Origin of the sequence: Streptomyces sp. NPDC005863, assembly GCF_042871345.1 — a bacterium.
Lineage (GTDB): Bacteria > Actinomycetota > Actinomycetes > Streptomycetales > Streptomycetaceae > Streptomyces.
The window spans coordinates 32,370-48,052 of sequence record NZ_JBIAII010000018.1; the positions used below are offsets into that span (position 1 = coordinate 32,370).

The following is a 15,683-nucleotide window of genomic DNA, read 5'->3' on the forward strand; positions in this document are numbered from 1 at the left end:
CTTGGAGGGAGCCGCCCGCGCTAAGCCCGCGGGCGGCTCAGGCGTGTGCGGGCTAGGCGGCGGCCGGCTTGTCGGTCTTGCCGCCGGTGAGTTCGTCGGCGCTGACGCGCGGAGCAGGGAACTCGTCCTCGGCGGTGACCTCGCCGCGCTGGATCGACTTGAAGATGACGATCAGCTGGGCGACGTCGTGCTCGGTCCACTTCGCCGACGCCCGATCGAGGCGGGCTTCGATGCGGTCCGCGGTCACGCCGATGCCCTCGAACGTCTTGATGGCGTCGGCGACGCGCTGAGCGAGGGGCTTGCCTCCGCCGTCGCGCAGCGTCTGGTTGCAGAGGTCCTTGGCTTCCTCGACGAACCACGGCGGGAGGATCGCGAAGATCGCTTCACGGACGCGGCGGGCACCGTTGTTGGCGTTCGTCTCGTAGATGTCCCGCATGTCGGTGAGTTGCTTGGGGCCGTTCTTCGTGTCGCGGCGGTGCGGAACGATGAACGTGGAGGAGTTGCGGGAGTTGGTCTGTACGTCCCAGGCAAAGGCCTGCATCTCGGACTGGCCGTACTCGTCATCGCGGCGCATCTCCACCAGCCCGTACTGGACGTTGCCCCAGACGCGGGCCAGTTCGCGGGCCAGGTGCACGGAGGCGCCGGTGATGTTCTGGCCTCCGCGGCTGTAGCGGAAGAAGGCGCGTTCGGCGAGGCCCTGCTGCTTGCAGGACTCGCGCATCTCGGCGACGGCTGCCTGGATGTTGCGGGGGCACTGCTGGGCGACGACGACCGCGGCCTGCACTTCGGCGGCCGCGCGGGACTGTTCGACGGCGGTGCCTTGCCCGATGCGGGCCGGGGCGTTGTTGGAGGGGACGGGGACGGGCTGGTTCACGAGTACTCCTCTTGGTCGCGCTTCTCCGCCCACGGAGGCAGCGGCAGGTAGGTGATGCGGTCGTTGAATCCCGGCCAGATACCGGTGCGCTCGCATTCGGCGTAGCGGCGCAGGGCCCGCTCGTTGCGGGCGGCACCCAAGAACAGGGCGGGCATGTCGAGCTCGACGAGGTGCACCAGGTACGGGGCCGTCTTCGCCTGGAAGACGAAGACGAACGCTGGCTCGCGATCGCCGTGCAGGCCTGCAGCCTTGACACCGTCGAGGTAATGAGCGGCCTGCGCGTGGTAGCCCCGCTCGTACACGGCCTTCTGCAGCGCGGCTTCGTCGACTGCCTTAGCGGTCTTGTAGTCGACGACGACGAGACGGCCGTCGCCGCGGTGCGGCATCCAGTCCGGGCGACACCTGCATCGGACGCCGGTCGCCTGGTCGGTCCAGTAGATCGACTGCTCGGCGACGCCTGTACCGGGAGCGAACAGCGGACCGGCTATCGGGTGCTGCCGGATCGCTGCGGCCATGGCGTCGACTTGGTCCTTCTCCTTGGGGAGGAGCGGCACCTTGCCTGCGGCGTAGGCCTCGCGCTTCGCCGCCTGCGCGGCGCCGGCCTTGTAGTCGGGGTACTGGATCTCGACGATGTCGTGGCCCTCCCCCAGCACCGCGGCGTGTGCAGCGTTGCCGAGGTCGAACTCCTTCTTCGGCGGCTGCGGGTGGTCGCGGTCGTACTTGAACTGGGCGGGGCAGCCGGGTGCGAGGAGCGCGCGCAGGCCCGTCGAGGAGATCGACGTCTTGTCAGCGTGGTACTCGTCGGCCGGAAGCCCGTCCACGATGGCGGGAGCTTCGACCTCCACCGCGGCGGTCATGCGGCGGCCTCCATGCAGTCGTCGCAGAGTCCGGTTTCGAGGTCGAAGTCGCCGTCCTCGCTGCCGCATTCGGGGCAGCGGAGGGGCTGCTGGCTGCTGGCCATCACCACGGCACCCCCGTCGCCTCGTCGAGGCCGATGCGCCACTGGGCGCCGTCGGCGGCCTGGTGGTCGTCGTGTCGGCCGTTCTGGACGCAGCTGCGCAGGTCGCCGGTATCCGGGCTGAAGAGGGCTTCGGGGCACTGGGGTTTCGGCGTGTCGGCCCCGGCGAGCCGCTGGAGCTTGGCGATGCCTTCCTCGTCGTACTTGGCGAGGAGGACGGCCGCACCAACCTCTGGGAACGCGGTGACGAGCTTGGCGCGATTGCTCATGTCGGCCCGGTCGATGAGCGTGATCAGCGACTCGGTCCAGCCGCCTGCCGGGTAGCCGCCGCGACCGAAGTGACTGAGGACGTGAGCGGCGATGTCTGGTGGAATGGTGGGGCTCATGGGGTTCATGTGGCGCTCCTTGAGGGTGTGCTGGGTGGCGGGCAGCTCGCCCCGACCGGGGGTGGGTGCGGGGCGAGCTGCCCTGGGAGGCCGCGGAGCTGGCCGGCTGCTCCACGCGGCGGGCTATAGGGGGTGTGGGGGCCGGGCTCGCTGGCCGGTGCCATCCAGCGGCCCGGCCGTCTCAGGTGAAGACCAGCGCGTCCAAACGGCGCGCTGCGGCTTCCGCGTAGGGTTCGTGGCGCTCGACCCCGATCGCGCGTCGTCCGGCCTGCCGGGATGCGTCCAACGTGGAGCAGCTGCCAGCAAAGGGGTCGACGACGAGGCCGCCTTCTGGGCAGGCGTAGCGGATCAGCGGGTCTAGCAGAGCTACGGGCTTCTCGGTCGGGTGGATCCCGCCGTTCCTGTGCATCGACCGGGCGAAGATGACGGAGGTCATCAATCGGGTCCCGTCGTCGGACCAGTTGCGATCGCCGTACTCGCCACGCTGGACTATCGCCTGCGCGCCCTTGCCGATGATTCGCCCACGCTCGATGACGCCGGAGGTGATGCGCTGCGGTTCACGGTGAACATCTCGCCACTGCCCCTGGTAGAAGAGGGCGGCCTGCTCGTGGATGCGACGGAAGCGGTCGCTGTTCGGGCCGGAGGCGTTGTGCTTCTCCCAGATGACGTCGACGTCGTCCTTGCCGATCGTGTCGTGGGAGAGCTTCCAGCCCGCGGCAGTGAACTCGGGGGCGTAGCGCATGAACATCCGCAGTCCGCCGAAGCACCAGAGGCTCTTCGCTACAGTCGCCGCCGTGTCGAGCCAGCCAGCCGGCCAGCGGTCCCACTGGTGCGATGTCTCTTCATACGGTGGATCTGCTACGACCAGGTCGGCCTGCACATTGAGTGCGGGGAGGATCTCCCGCATGTCGCCGAGGTAGAGAGCGATTCCGGCTTCCTTGTCTTCCCAGTACGGGTCCATCACGTCGCCCCCTCCCGCTCCCGCTCCCGGCCCCACGTCGTCTGCCGGACGCGGCCGGGGTCGGTGACGGCGGCGAGCGGCGACTGGTGCAGCGGAAGGACGGGGATCGGCTGGGTTTCGGTGGTGGCCGTCTCGACCTTGGTGCGGTCGGTGCGGCGCCCGCGGGCTTCGTCGAGGTCTTCGCGCAGGGTGCGGATGATGCCCGCCTGCTGGGCGAGGTGTTTGTGGTCGATGTGCGCCTGCTCTTTGAGCTTGCGGACGTCGGCTTCGAGGTCGGCGATGAGCTGCTCTTGGATGGCGGCGCCGTCATCCGCGGCGCCCTTCGCGTTGAGCAGGGCCACGTTCTCGTCGCGGAGTTCGGCGAGCTGCTTCTCGTGGCCGTCCTTGAGGGCACGGATGTAGTCGTCGACGCGGTGGCGGGGGTTGCCGCTCTTCAGCGGCTTGGCCCGCAGGCCGGGGATGGTGAAGGTCACGGCGCGCCTCCTGCGAGGTCGCGGATGCCGGGCCGGGGCCGGGCGACGGTTTCGCCGAGCGGGTGGGCGGGGCAGAGGTGGGGTCCGCCGGCGGCGTCGTACTGGTCGCGGTATGCGCCCTCATTCGCCGTCTGAAGTGCCCGCAGGAGTTCGTCCTGGCGGGCGACGATGTCCTTGTACTGCCGGAGCTCCGCCTCCAGGCGGGCCACCGTGTCGCGCTGCGGGGCGGGCGGGAGGATCGGGTCGGGGAAGGTCATCGCGGGCTCCCGGAGGTGCGGGCGGCACGGTCGGTCTTGATGCGGGCGAGGGTGGACTGGACGGTCGCCTCGACGCCGGCGAGGAACAGCAGGCTGCAGAAGAGCAGCAGGAGTGTGTCGGCGGTCATGAGGTGGCCTTCCGGGTGAGGTGGTAGGCGCCTTCGCGGCGGCCCGGGGCGAGCAGTCCTCGCCGGTGGAGGTCGGCGATGTCGCGGCGGGCGGTGGTGCGTTTCGGGGCGCCGAGTTCGCGGTTGAGGGTGTGGATGCGGCCGGTGGTGATGTCGCCGCCGTCGGCCCTCAGGCGTTCCAGGAGGCGTGTCTGGCGGGCGGTCAAGGCGTGCATGACGCCTCCTGCGGGATGAGTTCGTCGGGGATGTCGACGTGGCCGGCGAGGATCGATTGGATGAGGTCCGGGTCGGTGATCCAGGCGGGGACGCGGCGTTCGGTGAGGCCGACGGCGGAGAGGAGGCCGGGCAGGATGACCGGCGGCGCCGTTGCGGGCATCGGCGGCAGCTCGTCGAGGACGGTCGGCCGCTCCGGGAGGATCGCGGTCATGCGGCGGCCTCCTGCTCGAACTCGGCGTGCACGGTCGCCAAGGCGACGCGGACGGCGTCCCACTGGGCGGGCGTCCACAACGCCTCGTTGTTGCCGAAGGTGCGGTGTGCGTAGCGGTAGACGTCGATGAACGCGTCTTCCTCGCGGTCCGCCAACGGGCGACTGATCACGGTGGCCATCACGCCACCTCCGGGAGCTTCGCGAGCCGTTCCTGCCGGATCGCCCAGTCGCGGAGTTCGGCGACCTTGTCGGCGAGCAGGTCGAGGAGTTCGGGGCTGCTGGCGGTCACGGTGATGCCGATCTCGTGGCTGCCCTCGCCGAGGAGCAGCGTGGCGCGCTGTTTGCCGTCGGTGTCGCGGTCGTAGCGGGTACGGACCGGGCCGTCGTCGAGTTCGACGCTCAGGCTGCCGATGATGCGGGCGGTCATGCGGCACCTCCGGGGGGCGCGTCGGTGTGGGTGAGGGCGATGCGGGCATTGGCGTTGTGGGCTTGGAGGGCGGCGATGTGTTCGGCCCATCCGGGGTAGTCGCTGTCGGTGGCGACGGGCGCCTCCGGGTGGGTGACGAGCTGCTGGTCGAGGCTCCAGGCGAGCCGGTCCGACGGAGACCAGCTGCGGACCTTCGCTTCCAGGAGCACGGCCACCGCGGCGACCTGCTTCAGCGGCACGTCCAGGCGCTCGATCGGGTTCGCGGTCATCGGCTTGCTCCCTCGTCCACGGCGGTACGTGCGGCGTCGATCGACGCTTCGAGGCCGTTGTCCCAGCCGGACCGGTAGTGCTCGGAGCCGGACGGTGCAGGCGACTTCAGGGCGTAGATGGCGCGCGCGATGCGCTGCTTCAGCTCGTCGCGATTAGCGCTCGGCCGGGCGGCTTCAGCGGGGCGCCGCTTCCTCTCGGGCCGTACACCGTCGGCGGCCTCGCGGACCACGGGCACCCACTCCGGTACGGGCAGCGGATGCTCCCAGCGGAGCGACTCCTCCTCGGCTTCGTCGCACACGGCGTGCACGTTGTCGAGGCGGCGGGCGAGCTCGGACATCTCCTCGGCGACCGTCGGCTCGTGGCCGACGTACTTCGCCAGCTCGACGCGCAGCCGGTCGAGCTCGCCCTTGAGCTCCAAGGCGATCTGGTGCAGGGCTCGCTCGGTACCGGTGTCGTAGGTGGCCGTGGACCACGTCTTGGTGCGCTCGCCGTACTGCGCAAGGCGAGCCTCGGCAGTCGTCGTCATCGGGACTCACCGCCCCACGTGGCGCGCTGCAGGTTGCCGATCGCCGACTCGTGCTGTCCGCCATGCCCGGCAGGGAGCTCACAGTGCGTGTAGCCAGGTCCGCCGTACTCCGCGGTGCAGTGGTCGAGCAGCTCCCGACCGAGCGCCTCCAACTCGTCGAAGCGGTCCTTCACCTCGTCGCGTTCGGCGCGGACCGCAGCCAACTCGGTGGCAGACTCTGCGCGAACGGCCTCGACCAGCTTGTCGAGCAGATCCTCGGTGATGGACTTGGCCTCGGCGTCGTCACTGGACGGGACGCTGTACCAGAGCAGGTCGGCGATCCTTTTGCGGGCAGCCACCGTCTCGGCTTCGCACTGCGGCGACAGGCGGGCGCTCATGACGCCACCTCCTCGCCTTCGAGGGAGTCCTGGCAGTTGGGGCACAGTCCGGTGATTCGCCACTCCGCCTGATAGCGGGCCGCCTCAGCGCTGCGGTCGTCTCCGTCGTCGGTCAGCGGCTCACCGCAGCCGATCGGAGGCTTCAGGCAGCGCTCCTCCGCCACCGCAGTCGCGGGGAGGTCACCGCCGGACAGGGCGGACAGGAAGGCGGGGATCGAAGTCGTCATGACGCCGTCCCCATCAGCGGAAGGGACAGACGGGCGATCTCAGCGAGCAGCGCATACGGCACCATCCCGGAGCCCTGCGCGAGATCCTCGAACCGGCCGAGCAGGCGCCGGAGTTCCTGGCGCTGAGCCTGCAGTTCGTCCGAGTGGGCCAAGTTCGCCTCGTCGGCGATCCGAGCCTCCCAATACACGGTGTTGAGCTCGCGACGCGCCGCCTCGCGCTCGGCCTCCGGAAGCTGGAAGAACGCCCGCTCGACGATCTCGTGGACCTCGAAACCATCCGGGCACTCAGCCCGCAGCTCCTCCTCCGCCTCGGCGAACATCGCCTGCAGCGGGGTCATCACCAACTGGGGGTGGCCTACGACCATGGCCTCGAAGTCAGTCAGGTCACTCATCGGGCACCTGCCTCGAACGCGGACTTCACGGCGATCGGAGAGATCGCGAGACCGGTCGGCAGCTTCACGCCGGGGCGCGGGCTCTGCACCAGCCACGCCGGGCCCTGCTCCGGCTGATCGACGGTGTCTTCACCCTCGCACCAGAAGAGGCTGTGCTCGCCGCCATACTCCTCGCGGGCCACAGACTCGCAGTGCTTACGGGCCTCGACGGCGGTGGTGTAGGTCCCGAGGGTCTCGGCGTCCTGCACCACGCGGTAGACAGTGCTGTCGATCTCGGCCGAAGCGAAGGTCTCGGTGCGGACGGCGTTGCGGAAGTCGGCCAGCAGCTCGGCCGCCCGATCCGGCGATACATTGCGGTCGATCGCAGCGACGAGGGCCGTGAACGCCTTCGTGTCGCTGATCGACTTGGCGTGCGACGATGTGGACAAGGTCCACTCCTGTTCTCTGAGGGATGCGGGTGGATCTAGCGACCTACGGGTCGCAGTGGCTCCGGCTGCCGGTGACTCGCCAGAAACCGGCGGTTGGGGCCGCATACCGCCCTAAGCGGCGGACTTGGCGGGCTTGCGGCGGCGCAGGCGGGAGATCTTCGCGGGCTCGGCCGGCACGCGGCACAGCTTGCGGATCTCTTGACGGTCTTCGGGGCTGAGCCACTTCGCGCGGCCCATGCGGGTGTGGGGGAAGCCGTGCCTGTTGAGCCCGTCGAGGAGCCAGCGCTTGCCGCAGCCGAGGTCGGCGGCGGCTTCGTCGGGCGGAAGGTAGCCGTCGCGGCGCATCATCGACTCGGTGTCTGCGGTCGCAGGCTGGTCGGTGGGGGTGGGAGTGGACACGTTCACCTCTCTTCTATGGGTCCTCTGTTGGGGCGAGGATCTGGTCGTCTGTGGCGTTGAGGACGGTGCGGAGCCGTATGTAGCGCTCGGGTCCCATGCACTCCCGGGTGCCGGTTTCAAGCCGTTGCAGGTAGCTGCGTGAGATCCCTGCCGCTTCAGCGACTGCTTGGACTGAGCGGCCCTGGCCCATGCGGTGTCTTCGGAGCGATGGCCCGTGCACCTGGTAGGTGGCTGGGGGTCTTTCCATGCACTGAAGTTACGCGTTTCTACGCGCTTACGCTACCTCTACTTCGCAGTAACATGCAGAAACACGTAATTGATCGCGGCCCAGCGGCTCACGCGGGTACCGGAATCGTTAAGGTTCCGGCCAGATAGCAGGGTGTTCCTAGCTGTTCCTGAGAGCTCCTGCGATGATGTGCGTCATGGCACCCCCCTATGACGCAGCCGCACTTCAGCGGCTCGCCTCCGCCGTCACCCAGCAACGCGTCGACCTCGGCTACAACAAGATCGACGTCGCGCGGGCCGCGGAGCTGCAGATCAACACCTACAGCAAGATCGAGGATGCGAAACCCGTGCGTCCTACGACCTACGGCAAGGTCGAGAACGTGCTCGGCTGGGCCCGGGGCACGTGCACGGACATCCTCAACGGCGCCACCGCGCCCACCCTCATCGAGCGGCGCAGCCCCGCCACCATCTCCCCCCTTCACGTCGAAGACTTGGCGAAGGATGTAGGCGATGCCGTACAGAACGCTGCCATCTCGGTCAGCGACGATCTCAGCGCCGCACAGATTCGCGCCCTCAAGCAGCAAGCCGTCAACGAGGTGCTGCAGCGATGGAAAGAGCGCGGAATTGAGCACAGTTGACCAAGAAGGCCGTACAACCTTTCCGATACACCGATTCGTTATCTGATATCAGCCACCACTCCGGACGATTCCGGTCACAACAGCCCGTCAACATGGCAGCATCAACCAGTACTTGGGAGGTTCCCTCGCACCCGAAAGGGGGAGCCCATGCACGAGCTGCTCATGGTCGACTTGGGTCCCGGTTTCTTCGGTTTCCATGGTCGCGTGGCTGGGAGGATCGTGTGTGTCGCGACGCCGATGGTTGAGCACGATGCGCAAGCACGAAGCAGAGTGCGCAGCCTCATCGAGCGTCAAGGAGGCGCCTGCGCCGACTGCCGTAACTGCGTCATAGGCAGACACGAGTAGTAGGAGCAGGGGCGGCGGAGGACCGGCGGTAGGGGTGCCGGCCGGTCACCGCACAGCAAACCCAAGGGGCAGCCATGGCCTATGTCGAATGGCGCGGGAACACCTGCAGAGTCGTGTGGAACACCGGGGCCAAGGACGACCGCGGCAAGTGGATCTACGACCAGCAGGGCGGATTCAACGACGAAACCGTCGCCAAGAAATACGGCCTCGACCGCGAGGCCGACATCCGCAACGACCGCTACATCAGCAAGCGTGACGGCTCCTTGCTCATGCGGGACTACTGCCGCACCTGGCCAGAGACTCTCGACGTCGGACACCTTCGCGACAAGGCAATCCGGTCCATGCTGCGGCTGTACATCGTGCCCCGCTGGGGCGACGCCGCGGTCGGGGACATCAAGCCGTCGGCATACCGGGCGTGGAAGATCCAGCTCAAGGCGCAGCCGAACGTCGGCGACAAATACGGCGAGGAGATCCTCACCGTCTTCTCCATGCTTATGGACGACGCCGTCGATGACGGTCTGCGCGCCGCCTCGCCGGTCCCGAAAGGCAAGCAGGCCCGCCGCGGGAAGTACAAGAAGAAGCCGCGCGAGCGGAAGCGTGAGATGCGCATCGCCGATGTCCACCAGCTGGCCTGCAACGCGCTCACGTTCTGGGGCCTGGACGGCTTCGTCTTCGTGTGGACGATGGCCTGCACCGGCATGCGCCCTGCGGAGCTGTACGCGCTGCGCCGGGTCTACACACACCCCGCCTGGCCTGCCTCCGACCCACTCGACGACCCGGACGAGTTGGACCGTGCCGAGCGGCACGCGGAGGATCTCGAGCGCTACGGCTCCGGCCTGATGCCCGCGGTGCGTGTCCAGTGGCAGCACCAGCGGAAAAACGGCAGGGTCCAGTTGTTCCCGCCGAAGTACGAGTCGCGGCGGGCCCTGGTCCTGCCCCCGTTCCTCACCTCGCTGCTGGGGCTGCTGCTCGCCAGCCATGAGGGCGAGTACGTTTTCCGGTCGGTGACGGGCGGCCTGCTGGCGAACGCGAACTTCACCTACTACTACTGGCGGCCAATCGCAGACGGCCGGGACGCCTCGGCGGAGTTCGAGCGGACCCGCCTGGGCCAGCGTCAGACGGTCACTTCCCGCAGGCCCCTGCCGGAGATACCGGCGACTGCCTACGCCGGGAAGCGCCTGTACTTGCTGCGGCACGGCCACAAGGAGTGGATCGACGAGGACGGGCACAGCCGGATCGCTACAGAGAGCCGGATGGGGCACGAAGTGGCTGGCGTCGAGGGGCTGTATGCGAACGTGACAACGGCGATGGAGCGGGCCATCATGGATTCGTTGCAGGAGCGCTTCGAGCGGTTCCTGCGGGAGGCTAGGCCGGAGTTGCCGGACGGTTCTCCCACTTCTCTCCCAGTTTCTCTTGTCGAGTGGTGGAACCGGCAGGTCACAGCGGTGCAGCACCGTGCTTGATGATCTGGTTCATGAAGTTCATCACGACCAAGAGCTTCATGCCGTTCGTGTACTACCGGATCCTGCTGGGCATCGTGCTGTTCGCCCTGGTGGGGGCGGGTTCGCTGAGCCCTCACGCGGGTGAGTCGGCGGGATAGCCGCGGCTCGGCGGCGGCACACCGTCGCCTGCGGCCGGCCTTCGCCCGGCGACCGGGCGGCTCAGGCGAAACCGATGGTCGGCGTGGCCGCCACCGGAGCCAGGTAGAGGACCGGGAAGGCGAGCGTCTTCCAGGAGCGCACGCGGACCACCGTGACCACCGCGCCGACGAAATAGACGACCAGGCCGATCGCCGCCACCAAGCCTACGGCGGTCACCGCGAGGCCCACCAACAGGCCCGCCGCGCCCAGGAGTTTGGCCGTACCGAGCCACGGCCACCAGGACCGGGGCACACCGTAGGCGATCAGCGGGTCGACGACGAACGCGGCGCGGCGCAGTAGGGAGACGCCGGAGAAGGCGACCCAGGCGGAGGTCAGGACGGTGAGGACGACTGCGGTGGTGGACATGGGCGTGCTCCTGGAGGGGCGGACCGGATACGACCGGCGGGAACGGGCGGGAGGCGTCCGCCGGAGCACGGCCCCCGACCCGGTACCGGTCCGGGAGACGGCCTGCAGCTGCGGCGTGTTCCGAGCCTGCCCCCACCCCGGCCGGTGATCAACGGCGGATTCCGCCGCCACCCATAATCCCCGGGTTATCGATTAATCTCCGGGTTGTCGATCGGGGGCCGGAATGGAACTGCGGGACATCGAGATCTTCCTGACGCTCTCCGAGGAGCTCCATTTCGGGCGGACCGCCGAGCGGCTGTTCATCTCGCAGGCCCGGGTCAGCCAGGCGATCCGGAAGCAGGAGCGACTGATCGGCGCCGCCCTGTTCGAGCGCACCAGCCGGTCGGTGCGGCTGACGCCGATCGGCGACCGGCTGGCCGAACGGCTGCGGCTCGGGCACGACACCATCCGCACGGCGCTCACCGAGGCCACGGAGGCCGCCCGCAGCCTGTCGGGCACGCTGTCGATCGGCATCATGGGCGCGCTCGGGCACGAGATCCGCGACGTGGTCGAACGGTTCCGCGCCGAGCACCCCGGCCGTGAAGTCCGGTTCTGCGAAGTGCACTTCTCGGATCCGTTCGGGCCGCTGCGCGACGGCTCCGCCGACCTCGTGCTGCTCTGGCTCCCCGTGGACGAGCCGGATCTGACCGTCGGCCCGGTGCTGTTGACCGAGGGGCGGGTGCTGGCGGTCTGGACCGGGCACGAACTCGCGGGCCGGGACAGCGTCGACCTGGAGGACCTCGCCGGCCGCACGGTGCCCGATCCGGGCCCCGGGGCGCCACCGGAGTGGCGCGCGTCGCTGCTCCCGCCGCACACCCCTGGCGGACGGCCCGTCAAGGCCGGCCCCAGGGTGCGGACCTTTCACGAGCTCCTGACCCAGGTGGCCGCCAAGAGGGCGGTCTGCCCGCTCAACGCCCATGTGCAGCGCTATTACACCCACCCCGGGGTGGAGTTCCTGCCCCTTCCCGACGCCTCCCCCACCTCATGGGCACTTGTCTGGCGCACCAGCGGCGAGACCGCGCTGATCCGTGCGTTCGTCCGGGCCGCGGAGACCGCGGGGTCCCGTCCGATGTAAGACGTGCGGCGTGCGCGTGGCGGCGTGCGCGTGGCGGCGTGCGCGTGGCGGCGTGCGCGTGGCGGCGTGCGCGTGGCGGCGTGCGACTCAGCCCTCCGTGACGCGGATGACCGTCTTGCCGGGGGTCCGCCGGCCGGGAGCGAACGCGTCCGGGGACTCGGCGAGTGGACGTACGGAGCCGACGATCGGCTTGAGGCGCCCGTCGCGGACGCGGGCGGCGAGGTCCGCCAGCCGGGCGCGGTCGGGCTCGACGACGAAGAAGACCGCTCGCCCGTCCGCGGGGTGGACGGTGACGGGGCGGGCGATGGTGACCAGCGTGCCGCCGGGGCGTACCAGGGCGGTGGACCGGTCGAGGATCTCGCCCCCGATCACGTCGAACACCACGTCGACGTGACCGACGTCTTCGAGGCGCTCGGCCTGGAGGTCCACGAAGGTGTCCACGCCCAGGTCGTGGGCGGTGTCCCGGTCGGCGGCCCGGCCGGTGCCGACGACCCGGGCCCCGGCTTCGCGGGCCAGTTGCACGGCCAGGGAGCCCACGCCGCCCGCCGCGCCGTGGATGAGCACCGTCTGACCGGTGGTGAGGTGGGCGTGGTCGAACAGGGCCTGCCAGGCGGTGAGTCCGGAGATCGGCAGAGCGGCGGCCGTGACGTGGTCGATGTCGGCCGGCAGCGGAGCGAGATTGCGGGCTTCGACGGCGACGTACTCGGCGAGCGTGCCGTTACGGGTCCAGTCGGCCAGGCCGAAGACGCGCTGTCCGACACTCAGGCCTGTGGTGCCGTAGCCCAGTTCCGTGACGACGCCGGACAGTTCGTGGCCGGGAACGCTGGGCGTACGGTCCCGGCCTGCCCGGTCCGTCCAGGTGCCTGGCCACGCGAGCTCGCCCGGGGTGAATCCGGCGGCGTGGACGCGCACGATCACGTCGTTCTCCCCGGCGTGCGGGTCCGGAAGGTCGGTGAGGGCGAGACCGGAGACGCCGGCGTCGCGGTCGTGAACGGTGATGGCTTGCATGCGGTGCTCCTCCGGAGGGCGGACATTCCGTGACGAGGTCACGCTGTCGGTGCATTTCCGACCCTAGAGGTGATGCGGCCCGGACACCTGGGCCAATGGCGGCCGACTTGGCTGGGCCAGTTGCCGGGTCACCCCCGCGCGGAGCGGGTACTCGCTGGAGCCTCCGAGGCGGGAACGCCCCGGGCGGCGGTGGGCTTGACGGCGCGGACGACGGCCGAGTGCATGCCGTCGGCGACGGAGTGGGTCGGCGTGATCTCGATGTCGGTGAAGCCGGCGGCTTCGAGGCCCTGGCGGTATTCGGCGAAGGAGAGGGCGCCGGCGATGCAGCCGACGTAGTCGCCGCGTTCGGCGCGCCGGGCCGGGGTGAGGGTGTCGTCGGCGACGACGTCGGAGATGCCGATCCGGCCGCCGGGGGTGAGGACGCGGATCATCTCGGCGAAGACGGCGGGCTTGTCGGTGGACAGATTGATCACGCAGTTGGAGATGACCACGTCGACGGTGTGTGCGGGCAGCGGGATCGCTTCGATGGTGCCCTTGAGGAACTCGACGTTGGTGGCGCCGGCCTTCTTCTGGTTGGCGAGGGCCAGGGCGAGCATCTCCTCGGTCATGTCGAGGCCGTAGGCCTTGCCGGTGGAGCCGACGCGGCGGGCGGAGAGGAGGACGTCGATGCCGCCGCCGGAGCCGAGGTCCAGGACGCGTTCGCCTTCCCGCAGATCGGCGACGGCGGTGGGGTTGCCGCAGCCCAGTGAGGCGGCGACCGCCTCGGCGGGCAGCTGGTCGCGCTCGTCGGCGGCGTAGAGGGTGCCGCCGAAGTTCTCGTCGACCTCGATCGCGGCCGGTCCGCAGCAGCCGGTGCCGCCCGCGGTGACCTGGACGGCGGCCGCGGCATAGCGGCGGCGGACGGTTTCGCGCAGGTCGTCTGTCTGCTCGTTCATGACCTTCACCCCTCGATGACAGGGCCCGGCGAGGCCCGGTTCGACGTGCGTCGATGCGTCTTGCATTGACGTTTCTCGATGCAACATTGCGCCCTGGATCGAAGGATGTCAACATAGACGCATGTCGAAACAAGAGCTGGTCGTGCTCGGCCAGGACAGCGCCGAGGGGTGCTGCCCGACCCTGCTGACCGCCCCCATGGACGAGGACCGGGCCGTCGAGCTGGCGAAGGTGTTCAAGGCCCTGGGCGATCCCGTGCGGCTGCGGCTGCTGTCGATGATCGCTTCGCGGGAGGGCGGGGAGATCTGCGTGTGCGACCTGACCCCGGCCTTCGACCTGTCCCAGCCGACGATCTCCCACCACCTCAAGCTGCTCAGGCAGGCCGGGCTGATCGCCTCCGAACGGCGCGGGACGTGGGTGTACTACCGGCTGCTGCCGGCGATGACCGACGGGCTGGCCCAAGCCCTGACCCGCCCGGGCACCCCGGATGTCCGCCCCGATGCGCCCGTGGAAAACCCGGCGGGGGCCGCCTCGTGAGCGAAACGACCTCCGCCGCGGCGGCCCCGGTCGCGGGCCGGCTCTCGCTCCTGGACCGGTTCCTCGCGGTGTGGATCCTCATCGCGATGACCGCCGGCCTCGGCCTGGGCCGTCTCGTCCCTGAGCTCGGGGACGCACTCGCGAAGGTGACGGTCACCGGCGTCTCGCTGCCGATCGCGCTGGGCCTGCTGGTGATGATGTATCCGGTGCTGGCCAAGGTCCGCTACGACCGGCTCGACTCCGTCACCCGCGACCGCCGCCTGCTGATCCCCTCCCTGGTCCTGAACTGGATCCTCGGGCCCGCGCTCATGTTCGCGCTGGCCTGGCTCCTCCTGCCGGACCTGCCGGAATACCGGACCGGCCTGATCATCGTCGGGCTCGCCCGCTGTATCGCCATGGTGATCATCTGGAACGACCTGGCCTGCGGCGACCGCGAAGCCGCGGCCGTCCTGGTCGCCCTCAACTCCCTGTTCCAGGTCGTGGCGTTCAGCCTGCTCGGCTGGTTCTACCTCTCCGTCCTGCCCGGCTGGCTCGGCCTGGCGACGACCGGCCTGAACGTGTCGGTGTGGGAGATCGCCCGCAGCGTGCTGATCTTCCTCGGCATCCCCCTGGCCGCCGGGTTCCTCACCCGCAAACTGGGCGAGAAGGCCAAGGGCCGTGCCTGGTACGAGGCGGAACTGATCCCCAGGATCGGCCCGTTCGCCCTCTACGGACTGCTGTTCACCGTCGTCGTACTGTTCGCCCTGCAGGGTGACGCGATCACTTCGCGGCCCCTGGACGTCCTGCGGATCGCGCTGCCGCTGCTGGTGTACTTCGCCGTCATGTGGGCCGGCTCCATGGCCCTGGGCAGGGCCGTCGGCCTGGACCATCCCCGGGCCACCACCCTCGCGTTCACCGCCGCGGGCAACAACTTCGAGCTCGCCATCGCCGTCGCCATCGCGACGTTCGGCGCCTCATCCGGACAGGCCCTGGCCGGTGTCGTCGGTCCGCTGATCGAGGTGCCGGTGCTGATCGGCCTGGTCCATGTCGCCCTCGCCGCCCGCCGCTGGTTCAGGGACCAGGGGCAAGTCGCTGAGGGTGCGGTGGGGATCGTCGGGGTAGACAGCGCGCATGACGCAACCTGTGGACGCTGACGAGCTGTTGACCCGCATGCGTGGGGCCCGCGACTGGGCGGCGCGCGAGGCGGAGCGGAAAACCGCCCTGACGGAGACCCTGCGCAGGGAGGACCGGCGGACCGAGGCGGGTGACGCGGACGTCGAGGCACGGGTCTTCCGCTCGATCTGCGTCGTGCTCGACGAGATCCTGCAGCCGGGTTCCCACTCCGACCGCGCCTAGCGCGGCTTCGTACGCGCTTCGCGTACTGCTCC

At 69.5% G+C, this 15,683-nt stretch carries 28 protein-coding genes and 1 pseudogene; 7 read left to right on the forward strand and 22 right to left on the reverse strand.

All coding sequences use genetic code 11. The features are described from left to right. Positions 1-52 precede the first annotated feature (52 nt). The 19 genes from ACFYO9_RS37625 to ACFYO9_RS37715 all read right to left on the reverse strand — a co-directional run bounded on the left by ACFYO9_RS37625 (position 53) and on the right by ACFYO9_RS37715 (position 7,757). A complete protein-coding gene (locus ACFYO9_RS37625) occupies positions 53-874 on the reverse strand; it encodes a hypothetical protein (protein ID WP_388667267.1) in 822 nt (273 codons plus the stop codon). After that, positions 871-1,731, reverse strand: coding sequence for a PD-(D/E)XK nuclease-like domain-containing protein (locus ACFYO9_RS37630; RefSeq protein WP_388667270.1), 861 nt, complete (start codon positions 1,729-1,731; stop codon positions 871-873). The genes ACFYO9_RS37625 and ACFYO9_RS37630 overlap by 4 nt, the downstream gene beginning before the upstream one ends. Before the next feature lie 103 nt (positions 1,732-1,834). Next, on the reverse strand, positions 1,835-2,227 hold the full coding sequence (locus ACFYO9_RS37635; protein WP_388667273.1) for a hypothetical protein: 393 nt from the start codon (positions 2,225-2,227) through the stop codon (positions 1,835-1,837). 172 nt (positions 2,228-2,399) lie between these two features. Beyond that, positions 2,400-3,179 carry a DNA-methyltransferase gene (locus ACFYO9_RS37640; protein ID WP_388667321.1) on the reverse strand — a complete coding sequence of 260 codons (780 nt, stop codon included), beginning with the start codon at positions 3,177-3,179 and terminating at the stop codon, positions 2,400-2,402. Further along, positions 3,179-3,652 (reverse strand): hypothetical protein, encoded by a 474-nt coding sequence (locus tag ACFYO9_RS37645; RefSeq protein WP_388667276.1) that lies wholly within the window; start codon positions 3,650-3,652, stop codon positions 3,179-3,181. The genes ACFYO9_RS37640 and ACFYO9_RS37645 overlap by 1 nt, the downstream gene beginning before the upstream one ends. Further along, entirely contained in the window at positions 3,649-3,909 is a 261-nt protein-coding gene (locus ACFYO9_RS37650) for a hypothetical protein (RefSeq protein ID WP_388667279.1), read from the reverse strand. The genes ACFYO9_RS37645 and ACFYO9_RS37650 overlap by 4 nt, the downstream gene beginning before the upstream one ends. After that, the gene (locus tag ACFYO9_RS37655; RefSeq protein WP_388667281.1) at positions 3,906-4,037 is read right to left on the reverse strand and encodes a hypothetical protein; all 132 of its coding nucleotides are present in this window, start codon (positions 4,035-4,037) and stop codon (positions 3,906-3,908) included. Before ACFYO9_RS37655 ends, ACFYO9_RS37650 begins: the two co-directional genes overlap by 4 nt. Then, positions 4,034-4,252, reverse strand: coding sequence for a hypothetical protein (locus ACFYO9_RS37660; RefSeq protein ID WP_388667284.1), 219 nt, complete (start codon positions 4,250-4,252; stop codon positions 4,034-4,036). Before ACFYO9_RS37660 ends, ACFYO9_RS37655 begins: the two co-directional genes overlap by 4 nt. Beyond that, on the reverse strand, positions 4,240-4,464 hold the full coding sequence (locus ACFYO9_RS37665; RefSeq protein ID WP_388667287.1) for a hypothetical protein: 225 nt from the start codon (positions 4,462-4,464) through the stop codon (positions 4,240-4,242). The genes ACFYO9_RS37660 and ACFYO9_RS37665 overlap by 13 nt, the downstream gene beginning before the upstream one ends. Further along, positions 4,461-4,643, reverse strand: coding sequence for a hypothetical protein (locus ACFYO9_RS37670; protein ID WP_388667289.1), 183 nt, complete (start codon positions 4,641-4,643; stop codon positions 4,461-4,463). The genes ACFYO9_RS37665 and ACFYO9_RS37670 overlap by 4 nt, the downstream gene beginning before the upstream one ends. Continuing rightward, the gene (locus tag ACFYO9_RS37675) at positions 4,643-4,891 is read right to left on the reverse strand and encodes a hypothetical protein (RefSeq protein WP_388667291.1); all 249 of its coding nucleotides are present in this window, start codon (positions 4,889-4,891) and stop codon (positions 4,643-4,645) included. Before ACFYO9_RS37675 ends, ACFYO9_RS37670 begins: the two co-directional genes overlap by 1 nt. Continuing rightward, positions 4,888-5,160, reverse strand: coding sequence for a hypothetical protein (locus ACFYO9_RS37680; RefSeq protein WP_388667293.1), 273 nt, complete (start codon positions 5,158-5,160; stop codon positions 4,888-4,890). The genes ACFYO9_RS37675 and ACFYO9_RS37680 overlap by 4 nt, the downstream gene beginning before the upstream one ends. Continuing rightward, positions 5,157-5,687 (reverse strand): hypothetical protein, encoded by a 531-nt coding sequence (locus tag ACFYO9_RS37685; RefSeq protein WP_388667296.1) that lies wholly within the window; start codon positions 5,685-5,687, stop codon positions 5,157-5,159. Before ACFYO9_RS37685 ends, ACFYO9_RS37680 begins: the two co-directional genes overlap by 4 nt. Next, on the reverse strand, positions 5,684-6,064 hold the full coding sequence (locus tag ACFYO9_RS37690) for a hypothetical protein (RefSeq protein ID WP_388667299.1): 381 nt from the start codon (positions 6,062-6,064) through the stop codon (positions 5,684-5,686). The genes ACFYO9_RS37685 and ACFYO9_RS37690 overlap by 4 nt, the downstream gene beginning before the upstream one ends. Next, positions 6,061-6,291 carry a hypothetical protein gene (locus tag ACFYO9_RS37695; RefSeq protein ID WP_388667301.1) on the reverse strand — a complete coding sequence of 77 codons (231 nt, stop codon included), beginning with the start codon at positions 6,289-6,291 and terminating at the stop codon, positions 6,061-6,063. The genes ACFYO9_RS37690 and ACFYO9_RS37695 overlap by 4 nt, the downstream gene beginning before the upstream one ends. Next, positions 6,288-6,683 (reverse strand): hypothetical protein, encoded by a 396-nt coding sequence (locus ACFYO9_RS37700; RefSeq protein ID WP_388667304.1) that lies wholly within the window; start codon positions 6,681-6,683, stop codon positions 6,288-6,290. The genes ACFYO9_RS37695 and ACFYO9_RS37700 overlap by 4 nt, the downstream gene beginning before the upstream one ends. Then, positions 6,680-7,111 (reverse strand): hypothetical protein, encoded by a 432-nt coding sequence (locus ACFYO9_RS37705; protein ID WP_388667306.1) that lies wholly within the window; start codon positions 7,109-7,111, stop codon positions 6,680-6,682. Before ACFYO9_RS37705 ends, ACFYO9_RS37700 begins: the two co-directional genes overlap by 4 nt. A 111-nt stretch (positions 7,112-7,222) precedes the next feature. After that, entirely contained in the window at positions 7,223-7,510 is a 288-nt protein-coding gene (locus tag ACFYO9_RS37710) for a hypothetical protein (protein WP_388667309.1), read from the reverse strand. 13 nt (positions 7,511-7,523) lie between these two features. Continuing rightward, positions 7,524-7,757: a helix-turn-helix domain-containing protein gene (locus ACFYO9_RS37715; protein ID WP_388667311.1), complete on the reverse strand. Its 234-nt coding sequence runs from the start codon at positions 7,755-7,757 to the stop codon at positions 7,524-7,526. A gap of 175 nt (positions 7,758-7,932) precedes the next feature. Here ACFYO9_RS37715 and ACFYO9_RS37720 point away from each other — a divergent pair, with 175 nt between their 5' ends. The 3 genes and pseudogenes from ACFYO9_RS37720 to ACFYO9_RS37730 all read left to right on the forward strand — a co-directional run. Beyond that, positions 7,933-8,373: a hypothetical protein gene (locus ACFYO9_RS37720; RefSeq protein ID WP_388667313.1), complete on the forward strand. Its 441-nt coding sequence runs from the start codon at positions 7,933-7,935 to the stop codon at positions 8,371-8,373. Between the two features lie 419 nt (positions 8,374-8,792). After that, entirely contained in the window at positions 8,793-10,181 is a 1,389-nt protein-coding gene (locus ACFYO9_RS37725) for an integrase (protein WP_388667315.1), read from the forward strand. Next, positions 10,178-10,318 (forward strand): annotated as a pseudogene (locus ACFYO9_RS37730) (undecaprenyl-diphosphatase); the annotation flags it as partial. The gene ACFYO9_RS37725 and the pseudogene ACFYO9_RS37730, both read left to right, overlap by 4 nt. Before the next feature lie 61 nt (positions 10,319-10,379). Here ACFYO9_RS37730 and ACFYO9_RS37735 read toward each other — a convergent pair. Then, positions 10,380-10,724 (reverse strand): DoxX family protein, encoded by a 345-nt coding sequence (locus ACFYO9_RS37735; protein ID WP_355814993.1) that lies wholly within the window; start codon positions 10,722-10,724, stop codon positions 10,380-10,382. Positions 10,725-10,947: 223 nt separating this feature from the next. Between ACFYO9_RS37735 and ACFYO9_RS37740 the strand changes: the two genes are divergently transcribed. Beyond that, positions 10,948-11,838, forward strand: a complete 891-nt coding sequence (locus ACFYO9_RS37740) for a LysR family transcriptional regulator (protein ID WP_355814991.1) — start codon at positions 10,948-10,950, stop codon at positions 11,836-11,838. A gap of 87 nt (positions 11,839-11,925) precedes the next feature. Here ACFYO9_RS37740 and ACFYO9_RS37745 read toward each other — a convergent pair whose 3' ends face one another. Both ACFYO9_RS37745 and arsM read right to left on the reverse strand, forming a co-directional pair. Then, a complete protein-coding gene (locus ACFYO9_RS37745) occupies positions 11,926-12,846 on the reverse strand; it encodes an NADP-dependent oxidoreductase (RefSeq protein WP_355814988.1) in 921 nt (306 codons plus the stop codon). Between the two features lie 128 nt (positions 12,847-12,974). Next, on the reverse strand, positions 12,975-13,781 hold the full coding sequence (gene arsM / locus ACFYO9_RS37750) for an arsenite methyltransferase (protein ID WP_355814985.1): 807 nt from the start codon (positions 13,779-13,781) through the stop codon (positions 12,975-12,977). Between the two features lie 121 nt (positions 13,782-13,902). Between arsM and ACFYO9_RS37755 the strand changes: the two genes are divergently transcribed. The 3 genes from ACFYO9_RS37755 to ACFYO9_RS37765 are packed head-to-tail and all read left to right on the forward strand — an operon-like array spanning position 13,903 to position 15,651. Beyond that, entirely contained in the window at positions 13,903-14,316 is a 414-nt protein-coding gene (locus ACFYO9_RS37755) for a metalloregulator ArsR/SmtB family transcription factor (RefSeq protein WP_355814982.1), read from the forward strand. Then, positions 14,313-15,449, forward strand: coding sequence for an ACR3 family arsenite efflux transporter (gene arsB / locus ACFYO9_RS37760; RefSeq protein WP_355814980.1), 1,137 nt, complete (start codon positions 14,313-14,315; stop codon positions 15,447-15,449). The genes ACFYO9_RS37755 and arsB overlap by 4 nt, the downstream gene beginning before the upstream one ends. Then, positions 15,427-15,651 carry a hypothetical protein gene (locus ACFYO9_RS37765; protein WP_355814978.1) on the forward strand — a complete coding sequence of 75 codons (225 nt, stop codon included), beginning with the start codon at positions 15,427-15,429 and terminating at the stop codon, positions 15,649-15,651. The genes arsB and ACFYO9_RS37765 overlap by 23 nt, the downstream gene beginning before the upstream one ends. Positions 15,652-15,683 lie beyond the last annotated feature (32 nt).

Bases quoted from the DNA above. Each gene is read 5' to 3' on its own strand.
- ACFYO9_RS37630 (WP_388667270.1), bottom strand. From the start codon at position 1,731: ATGACCGCCGCGGTGGAGGTCGAAGCTCCCGCCATCGTGGACGGGCTT.
- ACFYO9_RS37635 (WP_388667273.1), bottom strand. From the start codon at position 2,227: ATGAACCCCATGAGCCCCACCATTCCACCAGACATCGCCGCTCACGTC.
- ACFYO9_RS37640 (WP_388667321.1), bottom strand. From the start codon at position 3,179: ATGGACCCGTACTGGGAAGACAAGGAAGCCGGAATCGCTCTCTACCTC.
- ACFYO9_RS37650 (WP_388667279.1), bottom strand. From the start codon at position 3,909: ATGACCTTCCCCGACCCGATCCTCCCGCCCGCCCCGCAGCGCGACACG.
- ACFYO9_RS37655 (WP_388667281.1), bottom strand. From the start codon at position 4,037: ATGACCGCCGACACACTCCTGCTGCTCTTCTGCAGCCTGCTGTTCCTC.
- ACFYO9_RS37660 (WP_388667284.1), bottom strand. From the start codon at position 4,252: ATGCACGCCTTGACCGCCCGCCAGACACGCCTCCTGGAACGCCTGAGG.
- ACFYO9_RS37665 (WP_388667287.1), bottom strand. From the start codon at position 4,464: ATGACCGCGATCCTCCCGGAGCGGCCGACCGTCCTCGACGAGCTGCCG.
- ACFYO9_RS37670 (WP_388667289.1), bottom strand. From the start codon at position 4,643: ATGGCCACCGTGATCAGTCGCCCGTTGGCGGACCGCGAGGAAGACGCG.
- ACFYO9_RS37675 (WP_388667291.1), bottom strand. From the start codon at position 4,891: ATGACCGCCCGCATCATCGGCAGCCTGAGCGTCGAACTCGACGACGGC.
- ACFYO9_RS37680 (WP_388667293.1), bottom strand. From the start codon at position 5,160: ATGACCGCGAACCCGATCGAGCGCCTGGACGTGCCGCTGAAGCAGGTC.
- ACFYO9_RS37685 (WP_388667296.1), bottom strand. From the start codon at position 5,687: ATGACGACGACTGCCGAGGCTCGCCTTGCGCAGTACGGCGAGCGCACC.
- ACFYO9_RS37690 (WP_388667299.1), bottom strand. From the start codon at position 6,064: ATGAGCGCCCGCCTGTCGCCGCAGTGCGAAGCCGAGACGGTGGCTGCC.
- ACFYO9_RS37695 (WP_388667301.1), bottom strand. From the start codon at position 6,291: ATGACGACTTCGATCCCCGCCTTCCTGTCCGCCCTGTCCGGCGGTGAC.
- ACFYO9_RS37700 (WP_388667304.1), bottom strand. From the start codon at position 6,683: ATGAGTGACCTGACTGACTTCGAGGCCATGGTCGTAGGCCACCCCCAG.
- ACFYO9_RS37715 (WP_388667311.1), bottom strand. From the start codon at position 7,757: ATGGAAAGACCCCCAGCCACCTACCAGGTGCACGGGCCATCGCTCCGA.
- ACFYO9_RS37720 (WP_388667313.1), top strand. From the start codon at position 7,933: ATGGCACCCCCCTATGACGCAGCCGCACTTCAGCGGCTCGCCTCCGCC.
- ACFYO9_RS37725 (WP_388667315.1), top strand. From the start codon at position 8,793: ATGGCCTATGTCGAATGGCGCGGGAACACCTGCAGAGTCGTGTGGAAC.
- ACFYO9_RS37735 (WP_355814993.1), bottom strand. From the start codon at position 10,724: ATGTCCACCACCGCAGTCGTCCTCACCGTCCTGACCTCCGCCTGGGTC.
- ACFYO9_RS37740 (WP_355814991.1), top strand. From the start codon at position 10,948: ATGGAACTGCGGGACATCGAGATCTTCCTGACGCTCTCCGAGGAGCTC.
- ACFYO9_RS37745 (WP_355814988.1), bottom strand. From the start codon at position 12,846: ATGCAAGCCATCACCGTTCACGACCGCGACGCCGGCGTCTCCGGTCTC.
- arsM (WP_355814985.1), bottom strand. From the start codon at position 13,781: ATGAACGAGCAGACAGACGACCTGCGCGAAACCGTCCGCCGCCGCTAT.
- ACFYO9_RS37755 (WP_355814982.1), top strand. From the start codon at position 13,903: ATGTCGAAACAAGAGCTGGTCGTGCTCGGCCAGGACAGCGCCGAGGGG.
- ACFYO9_RS37765 (WP_355814978.1), top strand. From the start codon at position 15,427: ATGACGCAACCTGTGGACGCTGACGAGCTGTTGACCCGCATGCGTGGG.